Annotated in this window: 14 protein-coding genes; 4 read left to right on the top strand and 10 right to left on the bottom strand. The window is 69.6% G+C overall.

The genetic code is table 11. The annotated features are described in order from the left end of the window. Positions 1 to 136: 136 nt before the first annotated feature. From HS109_11310 to HS109_11290, 5 genes are all read right to left on the bottom strand, one after another. Positions 137 to 1,144, bottom strand: a complete 1,008-nt coding sequence (locus HS109_11310) for a tripartite tricarboxylate transporter substrate binding protein (GenBank protein ID MBE7522958.1) — start codon at positions 1,142 to 1,144, stop codon at positions 137 to 139. Between the two features lie 119 nt (positions 1,145 to 1,263). Then, on the bottom strand, positions 1,264 to 3,396 hold the full coding sequence (locus HS109_11305; GenBank protein ID MBE7522957.1) for an acetate--CoA ligase family protein: 2,133 nt from the start codon (positions 3,394 to 3,396) through the stop codon (positions 1,264 to 1,266). Positions 3,397 to 3,409: 13 nt separating this feature from the next. Next, on the bottom strand, positions 3,410 to 4,657 hold the full coding sequence (frc, locus tag HS109_11300) for a formyl-CoA transferase (GenBank protein MBE7522956.1): 1,248 nt from the start codon (positions 4,655 to 4,657) through the stop codon (positions 3,410 to 3,412). 52 nt (positions 4,658 to 4,709) lie between these two features. Then, positions 4,710 to 6,482 carry an oxalyl-CoA decarboxylase gene (oxc, locus tag HS109_11295; protein ID MBE7522955.1) on the bottom strand — a complete coding sequence of 591 codons (1,773 nt, stop codon included), beginning with the start codon at positions 6,480 to 6,482 and terminating at the stop codon, positions 4,710 to 4,712. Between the two features lie 301 nt (positions 6,483 to 6,783). Beyond that, positions 6,784 to 7,731, bottom strand: a complete 948-nt coding sequence (locus HS109_11290; GenBank protein MBE7522954.1) for a LysR family transcriptional regulator — start codon at positions 7,729 to 7,731, stop codon at positions 6,784 to 6,786. Between the two features lie 183 nt (positions 7,732 to 7,914). Between HS109_11290 and HS109_11285 the strand changes: the two genes are divergently transcribed. Beyond that, positions 7,915 to 8,211, top strand: coding sequence for a hypothetical protein (locus HS109_11285; protein ID MBE7522953.1), 297 nt, complete (start codon positions 7,915 to 7,917; stop codon positions 8,209 to 8,211). A gap of 295 nt (positions 8,212 to 8,506) precedes the next feature. Then, on the top strand, positions 8,507 to 9,217 hold the full coding sequence (locus HS109_11280; protein ID MBE7522952.1) for a GntR family transcriptional regulator: 711 nt from the start codon (positions 8,507 to 8,509) through the stop codon (positions 9,215 to 9,217). A gap of 30 nt (positions 9,218 to 9,247) precedes the next feature. Here the strand turns inward: HS109_11280 and HS109_11275 are convergent, their stop codons facing one another. From HS109_11275 to HS109_11260, 4 genes are all read right to left on the bottom strand, one after another. After that, positions 9,248 to 10,564 carry a TRAP transporter large permease gene (locus HS109_11275; GenBank protein ID MBE7522951.1) on the bottom strand — a complete coding sequence of 439 codons (1,317 nt, stop codon included), beginning with the start codon at positions 10,562 to 10,564 and terminating at the stop codon, positions 9,248 to 9,250. Beyond that, positions 10,561 to 10,980 carry a TRAP transporter small permease gene (locus HS109_11270; GenBank protein ID MBE7522950.1) on the bottom strand — a complete coding sequence of 140 codons (420 nt, stop codon included), beginning with the start codon at positions 10,978 to 10,980 and terminating at the stop codon, positions 10,561 to 10,563. The genes HS109_11275 and HS109_11270 overlap by 4 nt, the downstream gene beginning before the upstream one ends. 157 nt (positions 10,981 to 11,137) lie before the next feature. After that, entirely contained in the window at positions 11,138 to 12,139 is a 1,002-nt protein-coding gene (dctP, locus tag HS109_11265) for a TRAP transporter substrate-binding protein DctP (protein ID MBE7522949.1), read from the bottom strand. A 424-nt stretch (positions 12,140 to 12,563) separates the two neighbouring features. Beyond that, complete coding sequence (locus HS109_11260; protein ID MBE7522948.1) at positions 12,564 to 13,568, bottom strand: NAD(P)H-quinone oxidoreductase; 1,005 nt, start codon at positions 13,566 to 13,568, stop codon at positions 12,564 to 12,566. Between the two features lie 136 nt (positions 13,569 to 13,704). Between HS109_11260 and HS109_11255 the strand changes: the two genes are divergently transcribed. Next, the gene (locus HS109_11255; GenBank protein MBE7522947.1) at positions 13,705 to 14,247 is read left to right on the top strand and encodes a cytochrome b; all 543 of its coding nucleotides are present in this window, start codon (positions 13,705 to 13,707) and stop codon (positions 14,245 to 14,247) included. 37 nt (positions 14,248 to 14,284) lie between these two features. Here the strand turns inward: HS109_11255 and HS109_11250 are convergent, their stop codons facing one another. After that, a complete protein-coding gene (locus HS109_11250) occupies positions 14,285 to 15,775 on the bottom strand; it encodes a malonyl-CoA synthase (protein ID MBE7522946.1) in 1,491 nt (496 codons plus the stop codon). A gap of 93 nt (positions 15,776 to 15,868) precedes the next feature. Between HS109_11250 and HS109_11245 the strand changes: the two genes are divergently transcribed. After that, positions 15,869 to 17,140, top strand: a complete 1,272-nt coding sequence (locus HS109_11245) for a hypothetical protein (protein MBE7522945.1) — start codon at positions 15,869 to 15,871, stop codon at positions 17,138 to 17,140.

The following is a 17,140-nucleotide window of genomic DNA, read 5'->3' as shown; positions in this document are numbered from 1 at the left end:
CCGGCGGCGGAAACCTCCTGTGACGGTTCGCTCACGGCGACTTCTCCTCCATGCTGGCCGCTTCCGCGTCGCCGCGGCGCGATCCACCGATGGCGCGCGGGGGGCGGGGGCAGGACCCCGCCGCCCGCGGCGCCGGTCACTTCGCCAGGAACCCGGCTTCCTGCATCAGTTGCTTGTGCGTCGTCTCGGCCTTGCCGACCCAGTCGACGAACTCCTTGCCGGTCATGAAGGTGGTGTTGAACGCGGCGTCCTCGGTGTACTTCTTCCACTCGGGCAGCTCGCGCACCTTCTTGAACAGATCGACGTAGAACGCCACCGCCTCCGGCGGCACGCCCGGCGGCATGAAGATGCCGCGCAGCATCGTGTACTCGACGTCGAGACCCTGCGACTTGCAGGTCGGGACGTCCTGCCATGACATCGTCGCCGTGACCTTCGCCGGATAGGGCATCGGCTTGGTGTCGAACACGCACAGCGGACGCAGCGCGCCGGAGCGCCAGTGCGCGATCGCCTCGATCGGGTTGTTCACGGTCGAGTCGACGTGCTTGCCGACGAGTTGCACGGCCACGTCGCCGCCGCCCTTGAACGGCACGTAGGTCAGCTTCTTGCCGACCGCCTTCTCGAGCGCGACCGTGATGATCTGGTCCTCCTGCTTGGACCCGGTGCCGGCCATCTTGAACTTGCCGCTGTCGCCCGCCTTGATCGCCGCGACGTAGTCCTGCGAGGTCTTGTACGGCGTCTCGGCGTTGACCCACAGCACGAACTCGTCGAGCGCGAGCATCGCGACCGGTGTCAGGTCCTTCCAGTTGAACGGCACGCCGGTGGCGAGCGGCGTCGTGAACAGGTTCGAGAGCGTGATGATGATCTTGTTCGGATCACCCTTCGCGTTCTTGACGTCGAGGAAGCCTTCCGCGCCTGCGCCGCCCGACTTGTTGACGACGACGAACGGCTGCTTCATCAGGTTGTGCTTCGCGACCACGCCCTGCAGGAAGCGCGCCATCTGGTCGGCCCCGCCGCCGGTGCCCGCGGGCACGATGAACTCGACCGGCTTGGTGGGTTCCCAGGCCAGCGCGGGCGCCTGCCACGCGGCGGCTGTGACAGCGAGTGCGGCCGCGACCGCGGCCCGGCGAAATGCTTTGCGTTCCATGAATCCTCCTGGGGTTCGTGCTTCACTGGCCGCCGTGCGGACTTTCTGGACCCGTTCCGGTCCGCGGCACGCGGATACCGCACACGTTAACGCATTCGAAGACGCCCCGTGCCCCGCGGTCACACGAGTCCCGCGCCGCGGGCCCACCGGTACTTCGCGCCCAGCACCATCACCGGCATCTCGGTCGAGTACGGATACGCCGGGATGCCGTGGTCGAACAGATACTCCGCGGCCTCCTCGACCTCGACGTCGCCCGCGAGCGAGACCACGACCGGCTTGTGGATGCCCTTCGCGCGGAACTCGTCGACCACCTCGACGACGAGCTTCGCGAACACCATCGGCGGCGTCACGATCGTGTGCCAGTAGCCGAGGATGAGCGAGTGGATGCGGTCGTCCTCGAGGCCCAGCCGGATCGTGTTCTGGTAGGTCTTCGGCGGCTCGCCGCCGGTGATGTCGACCGGATTGCCGGCCGCGCCGAACGGCGGGATGAACTTGCGGAACGCCGCGTCGAGATCGCCCGGCATCGCCATCAGCTTGAGTCCGTTGTCGACGCAGGCGTCCGACAGGAGCACGCCCGAGCCGCCCGCGCCGGTGATGATGACGACGTTCTCGCCCTTCGGCGTCGGCAGCTTCGGGATCGCGCGCGCGTACTCGAGCATCTCGCGCAGCGCCTTCGCGCGGATCACGCCGGCCTGGCGCAACACGTCGTCGTAGATCCTGTCGTTGCCGGCGAGCGCGCCGGTGTGCGAGCTCGCGGCCCTCGCGCCCATGCTGGTGCGGCCCGCTTTCAGCACCACGACCGGTTTCTTGCGGCTGACGCGCTTCGCGACCTCGGCGAACGCGCGGCCGTCCTTCAGGTCCTCGCAGTGCTGGACGATGATGTGGGTGTTGTCGTCCTGCTCGAAGAACGTGAGGAGGTCGTCCTCGTCGATGTCCGACTTGTTGCCGAGGCCCACGATCGCCGAGACGCCCATCTTCGCCGAGCGCGAGAAGCCGATGATCGCCATCCCGATCCCGCCCGACTGCGACGACAGCGCCGCGTGGCCCTTGACGTCGTAGGCGGTGCAGAACGTGGCGCAGAGGTTCTTCCAGGTGTAGTAGAAGCCGTAGATGTTCGGCCCCATCAGGCGCACGCCGTACTTGCGCCCGATCGCCTGGATCTCCTGCTGGCCCTCGACGTTGCCGGTCTCGGCGAAGCCCGACGGGATCAGCACTGCGCCGGGAATCTTCTTCTCGCCGCACTCGACGAGCGCCGAGGCGACGAACTTCGCCGGGATCGCGAACACCGCGACGTCGATCGCGCCGGGGACGTCCCTGACGCTCTTGTACGCCTGGAGCCCCATGATCTCGTCGGCCGAGGGGTTGATCGGGTAGATCTTCCCCCGGTAGCCGCCGTTGATCAGGTTCTTCATGACCGAGTTCCCGATCTTGCCGGCCTCGCCGGACGCGCCGATGACGGCGACCGCGTCGGGCTTCATGATCCGGTTCATGTCGCGCACGATGTCGTCGTGCTTCGGCCGGTAGCGCGGCGCGGGCGGATTCCAGTCGCACACGATGCGCACGTCCGCGGCGATCGCGCCCTTCTTCGTCGCGAACACCGGATTCAGGTCCATCTCCGAGATCTCGGGGAAGTCGGCGACGAGCTGGCTCACGTTGCGGATCAGCGTCGCGAGCGCCGCGCGGTTCACCGGCTCGGATCCGCGCACGCCCTTCAGCATCTCGGCCGCCGCGATGCCGTCGAGCATCGACAGCGCGTCCTCCTTCGACGCGGGCGCGAGGCGGAAGGTCACGTCCTTCATCACCTCGACCAGCACGCCGCCCAGGCCGAACGCGACGAGCTTGCCGAACGACGGGTCGGTGACCGCGCCGACGATGACCTCCTGGCCGCCGCCGACCATCTGCTGCACCTGCACGCCGACGAGCTCGGCCTTGCGGTCGTACTTCTTCGCGCTCGCCATGATCGCCCCGAAGCCCTTCCTCACGTCGGCGGCGTTCTTCACGCCGACCAGCACGCCACCGGCCTCGGTTTTGTGCAGGATCTGCGGCGAGACGATCTTCAGCACGACCGGGTAGCCGATCTTCGTCGCGAGCTTCGCCGCTTCGGCGGCGGTCCTCGCGAGCCCTTCCTGCGGCACCGGGATGGCGTACGCGTCGCACACCGCCTTGCCCTCGGGCGCGGTGAGCGAATCGCGTCCCGCGGCTCTCACCGCGTCGAGCAGCTTGCGGACGGTGGCTTTCTTCGAAGCGGCCATGAATGCGTCTCCCTCAGATGACGTTCTCGGCGCGCAGCGCCGCGACCTGATCCTTCGTGTAGCCCAGCTCCGCCATCACCTCGTCGGTGTGCTCGCCCAGGAGCGGCGAGCGCTTGACCTCGGTCGGGCTGTCGGAGAGCTTGATCGGATTGCCGACCGTCAGGTACTTGCCGCGCGTCGGGTGATCGACCTCGACGACGGTGCCGGTCTTGCGCAGCGACGGCTCCTCGGCGATCTCCTTCATCGACAGGATCGGGCCGCAGGGGATGTCGTGCTCGTTCAGGATGTCCATGGCCTCGAACTTGGTCTTGGTCATCGTCCACTTCTCGATCTCGCCGAAGATCTCCGAGAGGTGCGGCAGGCGCGCCTTCGGCGTCGCGTAGCGCGGGTCGGACAGCCACTCGGGCCGCCCGATGACCTCGCAGATGTCCTTCCACACCGGCGCCTGCGTGATGAAGTAGATGTAGGCGTTCGGATCGGTCTCCCAGCCCTTGCACTTGAGGATCCACCCCGGCTGTCCGCCGCCCGACGCGTTGCCCGCGCGCGGCACCGCCTCGCCGAACTTGCCGTTCGGGTACTGCGGGTACTCCTCCATCACGTGCGTGCGATCGAGGCGCTGCTGGTCGCGCAGCTTCACGCGGCACAGGTTCAGCACGCCGTCCTGCATCGCCGCGAGCACCTTCTGGCCGCGACCGGTCGTCTTGCGCTGGTAGAGCGCGGCGACGATGCCGAGCGCGAGGTGGAGGCCCGTGCCCGAGTCGCCGATCTGCGCGCCGGTCACGAGCGGCGGACCGTCGTCGAAGCCGGTGGTCGAGGCCGCACCGCCGGCGCACTGGGCGACGTTCTCGTAGACCTTGCAGTCCTCGTAGGGACCGGGCCCGAAGCCCTTGACCGAGGCGACGATCATCCGCGGGTTGAGCTTCTGGATGTGTTCCCAGGTGAAGCCCATGCGGTCGAGCGCGCCGGGCGCGAAGTTCTCGACCAGCACGTCGCAATGCTTCACCAGCGACTCGATGACCGCCTTGCCCTTCGGATGCTTCGCGTCGACGGTGATCGAGCGCTTGTTGTGGTTCAGCATCGTGAAGTAGAGGCTGTCGACGTTCGGGATGTCGCGGAGCTGCCCGCGCGTGATGTCGCCTTCGCCCGCCCGCTCGATCTTGATCACGTCGGCGCCGAACCACGCGAGGAGTTGCGTGCAGGTCGGTCCCGATTGCACGTGCGTGAAGTCCAGGATGCGGACGCCGTCCAGTGCCTTGCCCATGCGTTCCCCTATGCGATGACGTGTTTGCGATCGTCCGGCCGCCGCGCGGGCCTCACGCCTTCTTCGCGGCCGTCGGATTCAAGCTGGTGATGCGGCCGCTCTCGGTGCCGCCGCCTTCGTCGATGACCGCGTTGACGAGCGTCGGGCGCCGCGTGCGGATCGCTTCCTCCATCGCGCGGCGCAGCTCGTCGGGCGTCCTCACGTGCACGCCGACGCCGCCGAAGGCCTCCATCATCTTCTCGTAGCGCGCGTCCTTGACGAAGACGAGCGGCGACGGATCGGCGCTGCCGCCGTAGCTCTTCTCGTCGCCGCGGTACACGCCGTTGTTGTTCATGACGACGATGCACACCGGCAGGCCGTAGCGGCAGATCGTCTCGGTCTCCATGCCGGAGAAGCCGAACGCGCTGTCGCCCTCGATCGCGATGACCTGCTTCCCGGTCACGACCGCCGCGGCCACGCAGTAGCCCATGCCGATGCCCATGATGCCCCAGGTGCCGACGTCGATGCGCCTGCGCGGCTGGTGCATGTCGACGATCGAGCGCGTGAAGTCGAGGGCGTTCGCGCCCTCGTTCACCAGCATCGCGTCGGGATTGGCGCGGACGATGTCGCGCACCACCGCGAGCGCGCTCTGGAAGCTCATCGGCGACGGATTCTTCGCGAGCGTTTCCGCCATCTTCGCGACGTTCTTCGCCTTGCGCTCCGCGACCGCGGCGAGCCAATCGGCGGGCGGCTTCGGGAACGACGACCCGATCTCCTTCAGCATCGCCGCCACGCAGGACCCGAGGTCGCCGACGACCGGCGCGTCGATGCGCACGTTGCTGTCGGCCTCCTGCGGCGAAATGTCGATCTGCACGAACGTCTGCCCGCCCCAGGCCTTCGGCTTCGCGGCGCCCCAGGTCTTGCCCTTGCCCTGCGACAGGAGCCAGTTGAGGCGCGCGCCGACGAGAACCACGACGTCCGCCTCGGGCAGCACGAACGAACGCGCGGCGGACGCGCAGAGTTCGTGCGTGTCGGGCAAGAGGCCCTTCGCCATCGACATCGGCAGGTAGGGGATGCCGGTGCGCTCGACCAGCGCGCGAACGTCGGCGTCGCATTGCGCGTACGCCGCGCCCTTGCCGAGGATGATGAGCGGCTTCTTCGCGGAGCGGAGCAGGTCGACCGCGCGCACGATCGCGTCGTGCGCCGGAATCTGGCGCGGCGCCGGGTCGACGACCTTGATCAGCGAGGCCTTGCCGGCGACGGCGTCCATCGCCTGCGGGAGGAGCTTCGCCGGCAGGTCGAGGTAGACGCCGCCGGGGCGTCCCGACACCGCCGCTCGGATCGCGCGCGCGACGCCCACGCCGATGTCCTCGGCGTGCAGCACGCGGAACGCGGCCTTCGCGAGCGGCTTCGCGATCGCGAGCTGGTCCATCTCCTCGTAGTCACCCTGCTGCAAGTCGACGATCTCCCGCTCGGAGCTGCCGCTCAACAGGATCATCGGGAAGCAGTTCGTCGTCGCGTGCGCGAGCGCGGTGAGTCCGTTCAGGAACCCGGGCGCCGACACCGTGAGACAGATGCCCGGCTTCTGCGTGAGGAATCCCGCGATCGACGCCGCGTAGCCCGCGCTCTGCTCGTGCCGGAACGCGATCACGCGCATGCCGCTCTTCTGCATGCGGCGCGAGAGGTCGGTGATCGGAATGCCGGGAAGGCCGAAGATCGTGTCGATGCCGTTCAGCTTCAGCGCGTCGATGACGAGTTGGAAACCGTCGGTCTCCTGCGCCGGCGCCGCGGCCGCGTGCGTCGCGGGGGCTGCTGCGGGGGCGGACTTCACCGCGTGGTCGTTCATGCGCTCCTCCGGCGACGGTGCCGCGCGCCGGTCCCGATCCGTGCCGGGATCGAACTCGGGCGTGCGGCGTAGTCAGGCGAGTGGATCGGGGTTCGTTCGCGGCCGGGCACGCGACAACGGCAAGGACATCGAACACCCCGGCGTTCCGAGATAAGGTATTTGATATATCAGCGCGGTGTCAACGCGATTCGACGCGGAAGTGCCGGAAATGCGATGCGGCAATGCAGCACGCATTGACGCAGGAGTTCGCGGTTCCGATGCTGCGGCGCAATAGAGGCGCCCGATCGACATTGGAGCGCGATCAGGCGGCCGACGTGCCGGCGGGCGAACCGCTCGCTTTGAGGTAGCCGTCGATCAGACGCTCCCCGTGCTCCAGCAGGAAGGCCTTGAAGGCCGCGGCCACCGGCGGCAGGCGCTTGCGGCGGTGGCGCACGACGTACCAATGGCGCATCGCCGGAAAGCCGACCACGTCCAGCACCGCGAGCGCACCCACGGCCCGCTCGAGCGCGATCGCGTGCGACGACAGGAAGCCCAGTCCGAACCCGGCGATGACCGACTGCTTGATCGTCTCGTTGCTGCCGATCTCCATCGCGACCTTCACCGCGCCGAACCGCGATCCGAACGCATCGCGCATCGAGTTCCAGGTGTCGGATCCGCGCTCGCGCACGACGAAGGGCTCGGCGAGCATGCGCGCGAACGGGATGCGCTTCGCGCCGGCGAGCGGGTGGTCGGGCGCGGCGACGATGACATAGGCGTGCGGCGCGAACGCTTCGGCGACGAGGTCCTCCTCCTCGGGCGGGCGCACCATGACCGCGAGGTCGGCGAGATTGTCGGAGAGTCGCCGCAGCAGCCCCTCTCGGTTGTGCACGGCGAGTTCGATCCGCACACCCGCGTGCTCGTGCGCGAACGCGGCGAGGAGGCGCGGGAAGAAATAGTCGCCGGCGCTGATCACCGCGACCGACAGGACGCCGCCCTCGACGCCCTTCAGGCGGTCCATCGCCTCCTCGGCCGCGCGGAACTGCTGCAGGATGGCCCCGCTCTGCTCGACCAGTTCGCGCCCGGCGGGGGTCAGGTAGATGCGCCGGCCGAGCCGCTCGAACAGCGGCAGCCCCGCGTGGCCCTCCAGTTCACGGATCTGGGCCGAGACGGCGGGCTGCGTCAAGTGCAGTTCCAGGGCGGCGCGCGAGAAGCTCAGGTGCCGGGCGACGGTCTGGAACACCTTGAACTGGCGGAGCGTCGCATGCTTCATCGTCGGCTCGGCGTCGGCCCGGTCACGCGTCGGCCATTTCGGAGGCGCGCGGGGTCCGTTGGGTTGAGCGGCGAAGTAAATATAAGCAATACATTATATATTATAGAACAGCGTTAATCTGTACGTTATGTTCGTGCTGAACCATGGTTCGCTCGTCGGACAGCAACCCCAGGAGCCGCCATGATGACCCGCCCTTCCACGATCTTCCACCACGCTCCCGCGCGCCCGATCCTCGAGACCGATCCCGAACTCGAGGCCTACAACGCGGCGTTCGAGGAACTCGAACTCGACTGGCACTGGGACAGCGCCACGATGCGCGAACTGGTCGGCCCGGGCAGCGAGGCCGAGCGGATCGCGGGATGGCTGCGCCGGCACCGGCCGCATCTCGCGAAGGCCTACGACGTCGACGCCCTGGCGCGGGAGATCGTCGAGGCGCGCGACCGCCTGCGCGTCGGCGCCACGTCGCCCCACCGGCACTGACTCGACGCGGCAATCCGCTCGAAGCGCGGTCCGCGCGTCGGTGCGCCGCCCGGATCGATGACCCCGACGCGACGGGCCTGATCAGCAGGGCCGTCGCTCCAACCGACGCGCTGCCGGTCGAGCGCGGCAGCGCTTCGTTCGTGTCAACCCGCCCGGGCAACCGCCGCGCGGCTTGGACCTGCGTGGTTCCTGATATATAAGATACGAAGTCCCGGCCGCGTCTCCGGAGCCTCGGCCGTCCCCGCGACGTGCGTCCGCACGGCGCGGCAATGCGATGCTCCGGCGCGTAGCGACGATGCCCCCCGGCCGGATCGCCGTCCCCAAGACCCCGCTGCCGCTCGCGCCGCTCACGGCGGGAGCGAGTCTGCGCGATCGGGCCTACGCGGCGCTGAAGCAGGCGATCATCGACGCCGACGTGTACTCGCACCCCGGCGAGGTGCGGATCGACGAGCGCCAGCTCTCGCGCTCGCTCGGTGTGTCGCGCACGCCGATCCGCGAGGCGATGACGCTCCTCGAGCAGGAGGGGCTCCTGCGTACCGCGCCGCGGCGCGGCATCTTCATCGTCCGCAAGACGAAGCGCCAGATCGTCGAGATGATCGAGATGTGGGCGGCGATCGAGAGCATGGCCGCCCGGCTCGCGACGGTGAACGCCTCGGACGAGGACATCGCGGGATTGCGCCGGATGTTCGACGACTTCCGCAACGCCGCGCCGGCCGAGCACATCGGCGAATACTCGGACGCGAACATCGCGTTCCACCAGGCGATCATCCGCCTGTCCGGGTCGCATCTGATGGGCCAGACGCTGGAGAACCTGTTCATCCACGTCCGCGCGATCCGCCGCGTGACGATCTCGCAGGCCGACCGCGCGTCACGCTCGATCGTCGATCACATGCGGATCATCGAGGCGCTCGAGAAGCGCGACACCGAACTCGCCGAGCGGCTCGTGCGCCAGCACTCGCTCGACCTCGCGGCCTACGTCGAGAAGCACGGCGACTTCCTGGATTAGCGGGACGGTGGCGATCCCGCCGAGGCGGTGTCAACGGGCCGGCCCCATCAGCGTGTCCGGCAGCCAGGTGGCGATGCCGGGGAACACGCACAGGATCACGATCGCGAGGATCATGCAGCCGACGTAGGGCAGCGTGCCCCACATCACGCGCTGCACCGGGACGTCGGGCGCGATCGAGTTCACGATGTAGATGTTGAGCCCGACCGGCGGGTGGATGAGCCCGATCTCCATGTTGATCGTCATGATCACGCCGAACCACACCGGGTCGAACCCCGCGGCCTTGACGATCGGGAACAGGATCGGGCTCGTCATCAGGATGATCGCGGCCGGCGGGATGAAGAAACCGCACACCACCAGGAACAGGTTGATGAGGCCCATCAGCACCCAGGGATTCGGGTGGGCGTCGGCGATCGCCTGCGCGAGCGTCTGCGTGAGGTAGAGCGAGGTCAGCATGTAGCCGAACAGCACCGCCGCGGCGATGATCATCAGAATCATCACCGACTCGCGCGTCGTGTCGCGCAGGATCTCCCACCAGTGCCGCGGCTTCCACATCCGGTAGATCACGACCGCGAACACGACGCACAGCGCGGCGCCCACGCCCGCCGCCTCCGACGGTGTCGCCACGCCGCCGTAGAGCACGTACATGACGCCCGCGATGATCAGCAGGAACGGCGCGATCTTCGGCACCGACTCGAACTTCTGCCGCCAGGTGTAGCGGAAGTCGGGCGCGTGCGACCGGAAGCCGCGCTTCCAGAGCAGGAACAGCGTCCACGCGATGAACAGTCCCAGCAGCAGCAGTCCGGGCAGCACGCCGGCGAGGAAGAGCCGCCCGATCGAGGTCTCGGTGGCGATGCCGTAGAGGATGAAGGTGATCGACGGCGGGATCAGGATGCCGAGCGTGCCGCCGGCGCAGATCGACCCGGTGGCGACGTCGTCGGGATAACCCCGCTTGCGCATCTCGGGGATGCCCATCTTGCCGATGGCCGCGCAGCACGCGGGCGACGAACCGGTCAGCGCGGCGAACAATCCGCAGGCGCCGAGGTTCGAGATCGCGAGACCGCCGGGGAGCCGGTACAGCCAGCGGTCGAGCGCTTCGTAGAGGTCGCGGCCCGCGGGCGAGGATCCGATCGCCGCGCCCATCATCACGAACATCGGGATCGACACGAGCGTGAAGTCGGACAGCCCGGCGTAGAACGTCTCGGCGACGACGTGCAGCGCGCCGAAGCCCTGGAACAGCACGACGAACACGATCGACACCGCGCCGAGCGCGAAGGCGACCGGCGCGCCCGACATCAGCATCGCCAGCGTGACGAAGAAGACGATGCCGCCCTGGAGCGCCGGACTCATCGCCGCGCTTCGCCCATCCCGAACGGGGCGGCGCGTCCGGCCGCCAGGTCGGCGAAGTCGACCGCCGCCTGCAGCGCCAGCAGGCCGAGCCCGATCGGCATCGACGCGTAGGGGATCCACAGCCGCGCGCGCCACATCGTGTCGGACACCCAGCCCTTGTCGAAGGCCTCCTTCCAGAACAGGAACGCGAGCACCGCGAGCGTCGTCGCGAAGGCGATCGTGACCGCCTGCGCGAACAGCGCGAGACGGTAGCGCGCGGCCTGGCCGAGGTACTGCGGCAGCACGTCGACGTTGACGTGGCCGCGCGTCAGGAGCACGTAGGGGCTGCCGACGAAGGTCGCCGCGATCAGGCAGTAGATCGTGAAATCGGTCTGCCAGATGGTGCTGTGCCCGAACACGTAGCGCACGATCACCATCTGGCACACGACGAGCACCGCCGCGGCGATGAGGCCGGCCGCGACGGCCCCGGCGAGCCGCGAGGCGGCGCGCACGGCGCGCGCGAAACTCCCGCGCGCGGGCGCCGCGGCCGCGACGGACGGCGCCGGCGACTCCGGGGAACGGCCCGACACGGGGCTACTTGACCGCGAGCGCCTCGTCGATCAGCTTCTTGCCGGTCGGCACGTCCTTCGCGAACTGCGCGTAGGAACTCCTGCGCGCGACCTGGATCCAGTCGTCGAACTCGGCGGGCGTGAGCGTGACGACCTCGACGTTGTGGTCCTTGAACGCCTTCACCATCGCGTCGTCGAGGCCCTTCGCCGCCTGCTCGAAGAACGCCTGCGACTTGCGGCCCGCCGCGAGCAGCGCCTGCTGCTGCGCCTGGTTCAGCCGTTCGAAGCTCTTCTTCGACATCAGCACCGGCTCGTACATGAACCACAGCGCGTTGTCGCCCGGCGCGGTGATGCACTTGACCTGCTCGTAGAGGCGGAACGACACGAAGCTGCCGGCGCTCGTGTCCGTCGCCTCGGCGACGCCGGTCTGCAGCGCGTTGTAGACCTCGTTCGACGGGATCGAGACGATCGACGCGCCGGCCTCCTGCCACATCGCCGCGAAGGTCGGGCCCGCCGAGCGGATTTTCACGCCCTTGACGTCGGAAGGCTTGCGGATGCACGCTTTCTTCGACGCCATCGCGCCCGCGAGCCAGGCGTCGGCCAGCACGATCACGCCGGCCTTCTCGATCGTCGCGCGGATGTCCTTCATGAACGGTGAATCGTTGAGCCGGCGCGCGCGATCGTGGCTGCGCACGAGGCCGGGCATCAGCGTCGCGCTGAACGCGCGCTCCTTGCCGCTCGCGTAGTCGAGCGGGAACGACGAGATGTCGAGCTGGCCGTTCACGAGCGCGTTCCACTGCTCGGTCGGCTTGAAGAGCGACGCGCCCGGATAGACCTGGATCTCGAGATCCACGCCGGCGGCCTTCACCTCGCGCGCGATGATCTGCACCATCTCGTCGCGCGCGTCGCCCTTGCCGCCCGGAAACTGGTGCGACGCGCGCAACACGACCGGCGCGGCCGCCGCAGTGCCCGCGACGCACAACGCGACGAGCATGGCCAGCAGCGGAACTCGCATCGTCATCTTCATCCTGCCCTCCTCCTGGTGGACCTGCGGGATCGCGTCCCGTTATGCGACCGGTTCACAGCATCGCACCGGGAACTCGTTCGTTGCGGAGGCGACCGGGACAACTCGGAGCCCGCACGGGCGTAACCTAGGGCAACAGGTCCGGCACTGTCAATGCGCGTCTGCCCACGCATCGTCGGGCTCACGCGAATGCCGTCGGGCTGAAGCGAATGCCGTCGGGCTGAAGCCCGACCCACGTGGTGAGGTCGTGGGTCGGCCTTCAGGCCGACATCGCGCCGTTGTGGGTCGGCCTTCAGGCCGACATCAGGAATCAGGAAACAGGAATCAGAGAACAGTCGCGCCGGCGATTCCCGCGGCGGCGCATCGAGCGCCGGGAAGCGTTCCCGGTGTCGGGCTGAAGCCCGACCCACGGAGATCGGCGCGGCGGTCAGGCGCCGACGTCGAGCATGATCTTCCCGACGTGCTGCGAACTCTCCATCAGCGCGTGCGCGGCCGCGGCCTCGCCCAGCGGGAAGACGCGATGGACGACCGGCGCGATCCGTCCCGACGCGTAGAGCGGCCAGACGCGCTCGCGCAGCGCCGCCGCGATCGCCACCTTCCGCTCCGCGGGACTCGCGCGCATCGTCGAACCGGTTACCGTCAGGCGCTTCAGCATGATCGGCATCCAGTCGACCTCGACCTTGCTGCCGCGCAGGAACGCGATGATGACGATCCTCCCGTCGACCGCGACGCAGCGCAGGTTCCGCGCGAGGTAGTCGCCGCCGACCATGTCGAGGACGACCTCGACGCCGCGCTTGCTGGTGATCGCCGCGACCTCGGCGACGAAGTCGGCCGTGCGGTAGTTGATCGCGTGATCGGCGCCGAGCTTGCGGCAGAACGCCGCCTTGTCGTCGCTGCCGACCGTCGTCACCACCCTCGCGCCGAACGCCTTCGCGTACTGGATCGCCGTGGTGCCGATGCCGCTCGTGCCGCCGTGGATCAGGATCGTCTCGCCCGCGGCGAGCCGCCCGCGCTCGAACACGTTGTGCCAGACGGTGAACGCGTTCTCGGGCAGCGCTGCGGCCTCGAGCAGCGAGAGTCCGCGTGGAACCGGCAGGCAGTGGCCCGCGGGCGCCGCGCAGTACTCGGCGTACCCGCCGCCGGGCGTGAGCGCGCACAGTTCGTCGCCGACCCGCCAGTCCACGACGTTCGCACCGATCGCCGCGACCGTGCCCGCGACTTCGAGCCCGAGGATCGGCGAGGCGCCCGGCGGCGGCGGGTAGTTCCCCGCGCGCTGGATGCAGTCGGGGCGGTTGACGCCGGCGTAGCGCACGCGGATCAGCACGTCGCCCGGACCGGGCCGCGGCACCGGGCCCTGGGCGAGCGCGAGCACCCCGGGCGCGCCCGGTTCGCGCATCGCCGCGTAGCGCATCGTGTCGGGAAGTGTCGTCATCGCGACATTATCGCCGAACCGCGCGTCCGGTGTTTTCGGCGCGAACGTGATCCGGGTCAAGCCCGGCGGCGAACTTCGGCTTGCGGACGGCGTCGAAAGGACGCAATTGACGATGAAATACCCACGAGAGAGAGCGATGGACCCGCATTCGACCCGGGAACGTTACGGTGCGCTCGCCCGGTGGCTGCACTGGGCGATGTTCGCCATCATCGCGGTGCAGGTCGCGGGCGGCCTCGCGCTCGACCGCGTGCCGAGGACCTCGCCGCTGCGCGGCTTCGCCTTCGACGCCCACGAGACGCTGGGCATCGTCGCGCTGCTGCTCGTGCTCGCGCGCCTCGCCTGGAACCGTGCGCATCCGGGACCGGCGCCCGAAGGAACTGGGTGGCAGCACACCGCGGCGAAGGCGGCGCACGGCGCGCTCTACCTGCTGATGATCGCGGTGCCGGTCGCGGGCTACGCGATGATGGACGCGAAGGGCTACGGCGTGGCGTTCTTCGGCTGGGAGGCCCCCGAGTTCATCGCGACCGACGCCGGGCTCGCGGAACGGCTGAATCGATTGCACGAACGTCTCGCGTGGGCCTTCGCCGGCCTCGTCGCGCTGCACGTCGCGGCGGCGTTCTGGCACCACTTCGGCCTGCGCGACGGCACGCTCGCGCGCATGCTGCCCGATCGCGGCTGACCGGGAGGCCGCGCAATCGGCTCGGTCGCGCGCCGACTCAGCGCGCGTAGCGCTCGCGCAACGCGGCCTTGGTCACCTTGCCCATCGCGTTGCGCGGCAATTCGATCGCGAACAGCACGCGCTTGGGCACCTTGAAGCCCGCGATGTCGGCCTTGAGCGCCGCGATGATCGAGGCCTCGTCGAGCGCGTGGCCGGGCTTCGCGACGACGACCGCGATCACCGCCTCGCCGAAATCCGGGTGCGGGACGCCGACGACGGCGCTCTCGACCACGCCGTCGATCGCGTCGATGCGCTCCTCGATCTCCTTCGGGTAGACGTTGAGCCCGCCGCTGATGATGAGGTCCTTCGCGCGGCCGACGATCTTCACGTAGCCCTCGGGCGTCCACTCGCCCAGGTCGCCGGTGCGAAACCAGCCGTCGGCGGTGAACTCCTCGCGCGTCTTCTCCGGCAGGTTCCAGTAGCCCTTCAGCACGTTCGGGCCCTTCACCTGGATCGTGCCGATCGCGCCGGCCGCGCACATCGCGCCGTCCCCGCCGACGATGCGCACCGAGACGCCGGGGAGCGGCGGCCCCACCGTGCCGCCCAGCCGCTCGCCGTCGAGCGGATTCGACGTGATCATGCCGGTCTCGGTCATGCCGTAGCGCTCGAGGATGCGCTTGCCGGTGCGCTCCTCGAATTCGCGGAAGGTTTCGGGCAGGAGCGGCGCGGAGCCTGAGACGAACAGCCGCACCGGATCGCTCGCGCGGGCGTCGAACGACGGCTCGGCGAGGAGCCGCGTGTAGAACGTCGGCACGCCCATCATCACCGACGCCTTCGGGAGCAGCGCGGCGACTTCGCGCGCGTCGAACTTCGGCAGCCACAGCATGCGCGACCCCGACAGCAGCGCGCAGTGGATCGCGACGAAGAGCCCGTGGACGTGGTAGACCGGCAGCGCGTGCAACAGCACGTCGCCGCGCGTGAATCCCCAGGCGTCCACGAGCGTGAGCGCGTTCGAGGCCAGGTTGCGGTGCGTGAGCATCGCGCCCTTCGAGCGTCCGGTCGTGCCGGAGGTGTAGACGATCGCCGCGAGATCGTCCGGCGCGCGCGCGACCGTCTCGAAGCGTTCCGGCTTCCCTTCGGCGCGGTCGAGGAGTTCGCCGCCGCCCGCATCGAGCGTCAGCACGGTCGCGTTGCGCGCGGCCGCCACCGCCACGCCCAGCCGCTCGCTGCCGCACACGATGACGCGCGGCGTCGCGTCGCCGAAGAAGTGCTCGAGTTCGGCGCGCTGGTAGGCGGTGTTGAGCGGCAGGTAGACGAGCCCGGCGCGCAACGTCGCGAGGTAGAGCGGCAGCACGGTCCAATGCTTGTCCGTCTGCACCGCGACCCGGTCTCCCGGCTGCGCGCCGGCGTCGACCAATGCGTGCGCGATGCGCGCGGAGATCGCCGAGATCTCGCCGTAGGTGACGACCGGGCCGCCGGGAACGACGAGGCAGGGCGCCGCCGGGTCCGCGACGTGGCGCTCGAACAGGGCGGCGAGGTTGGCGTCCATCGATGGGGCGCGGCGCGGCGCCGCGTGCTACCTTGCGCTCGGGCCCGCGCAAGCGTTTCCGGGCCCGCGAACGCGAACTATACGACAGCTCCGATGACGCACGCAGCCGCGATCGCGGATCTCCCGCCGGACGAGCGGCTGCGGGCGTTGGCGGACGCGGGCAGCTTCGTCGCCGACCCGCCGGTCGGACCGAGCGAAAGCCTCACGCGGTTCGGGATCGCCGCGCGCGACGACGACGGCATCGTCTGCGGGCGCGCCGCGATCGAAGGCCGCGAGGTGCTCGTCGCGGCGCAGGACGAGCGATTCCTGCGCGGAGCGGTCGGCGCGAACCATGGCCGCGCGCTCGCATCGCTGTTCGCGCGCGCGCGCGCGGAGCGTCCTGCCGCGGTGGTGCTCGTGATGGCCTCCGGCGGCGTGCGGCTGCACGAGGCGAACGCCGCGGAACTCGCGCTCGCGCGCGCGTTGCAGGCGCAGGTCGATGCGCGCGCCTCCGGCGTGCCCGTCGTCGCGATCGGCGCGGGCGACGTCTTCGGCGGAGCGTCGGTGCTCGCCTGCGCGAGCGACCGCCTCGCGCTGCTGCCGCCGGTGCGGTTCGGGCTGTCGGGGCCGGCGGTGATCGAGGCCGCGCGCGGCCGAGACGAACTCGACGCGGGCGACGCTACCGCGGTGGCGGCGGTGTTCGGCGCTCCGGCGCGCGCGGCGGGCGGCGTCGCGGATCTCGTCGTCGACGACACGGACACGCTGCGCGGGTGGATCGGCGCGGCGATCCGCGATGCCGAGCCGTTCGAGCGCGGCGTGCGGGCGATGCAGACGCGCCTTGTCGAGCGGATCGGTTTCGGGACGTTCGACACGCCCTGGGTCGCGCTCGAGGGGTCGCGCGCGGTGCTGCGCGAAGTGGGCCGGACGCTTTGCGCCCGCGACGTGGTGGCCATCGACGCGGAACTCCTCGCCGGCCTCGACGGCGGCGGACTCGAGGCGCTCGTGATCCGCGAGGACTCCGAAGGCCACGAGCCGACGCTCGCGGCGGAGCGCGCGGGGCTGTCGCAATGCCTCGCGCACCACGCCTCGCTGCTCGGACTCCTGCGCGCGCGCGGCGTTCGCGTGGACGCGCTCCTCACCGGCATCGGGCACAGCGCCGCGTTCTTCGCGAGCGCGCTGCAGGCCGATCGCGTGACCGCGCTTCCGGGCGCGCGCGTGGTCGCGATGGACCTGCCGGCGATGGCACGGGTGCTGCGTCTCGATCCCGGACAGCTCGCCGCGCTCGTCGAAGACGATCCGCTGCTCGGCCATCCGGTGCGCCATCTCGCCGCGCTGGGCGGGGCGAGCGTGGTGCCCGGCGAGGACGGCGCGGCCGATCCGCGCTGA

It is taken from the genome of Burkholderiales bacterium (assembly GCA_015075645.1).
GTDB lineage: Bacteria > Pseudomonadota > Gammaproteobacteria > Burkholderiales > Casimicrobiaceae > VBCG01.
This window is presented reverse-complemented; position numbering and strand designations above follow the sequence as displayed.